Annotated in this window: 1 protein-coding gene; it reads right to left on the bottom strand. The window is 39.8% G+C overall.

Annotation, left to right across the window (positions count from 1 at the left end):
• On the bottom strand, positions 1-252 hold a 252-nt coding region (locus HJG40_RS14135; protein ID WP_215864793.1), incomplete at its 3' end, for a DUF3034 family protein.
• Between the last annotated feature and the right edge of the window lie 653 nt (positions 253-905).

Genomic DNA, 905 nt, shown 5'->3' with positions numbered 1-905 from the left:
AGCGGTCGCGCCAATTTGCTGATTGGTGCCATAACCCGAAATCACTGCCCAGGGGTTAATACCACCACCGGCAGCACCGTCTATCGCTGTTACTGCGCCAGTGCCCAAAATGCGGCCCTGACCAAACAGGCTGGCAGCCCCGATCGCCGCATTGGCGGTTAGCGGCACCAGTGCACCCAATGCACAAGCAATTGCAACGGCTAATCCTTTACTCTTCATCGATTTGACGACGTTAGTATTCAATTTATTCATAACCTCCTCCTAAAAAGGACTTAAAATTTTGCGAGCACGACTGATTGCTAGCAGCCTTGTAAAGCAACAACTGTGCCACAATATTATTGCCTAAAATTATCACTACTAGTGATTAAAATTCAATTTCTTGGTAACAAAGAAATTTACCGTTAAATAATATATTGAATAATTTAAATTAATGTTCTATAAGTGTTTTACTTTTTTTATGCTACAAATTATTATATTTATTTCTATATATAAACACATTGTAACCTTTTAAGTTACGCTTAATAATATACGCACCGAGACCCCGTCATGTCGATTAATTTATGACATGTCATACTAATTTTCATGACACGTCATGACGTGTCATGACGCATTAATTTGTCTGACATGCATAATTAATAGTTATTCAATATCACGCCATTATATTGAATTTTTTAAAAAAATGTTGACCACCCTAAAAGTAAATCCAACATATAATTTAGGCATACACCCCTGGCATCAAATTTGCTGACTTTTGATCACTTCACTTTTGCAACTCGTTTGGAGACACAATGTCAGGCATGTACATCATTTGTTTAAGTGGCGAGCGCGAGAAGTTGCAATTCGCAGCCATGGCGGCGTCCGTAGCGGCGGTATCCGGTACCGACGTCCATATTTTTCTGTCGATG

This window comes from Acidithiobacillus concretivorus, assembly GCF_018853445.1.
Classification (GTDB): domain Bacteria; phylum Pseudomonadota; class Gammaproteobacteria; order Acidithiobacillales; family Acidithiobacillaceae; genus Acidithiobacillus; species Acidithiobacillus concretivorus.
Note: the sequence above shows the minus strand (reverse complement) of the source record. Positions and strands in the feature narration are given on the sequence as shown.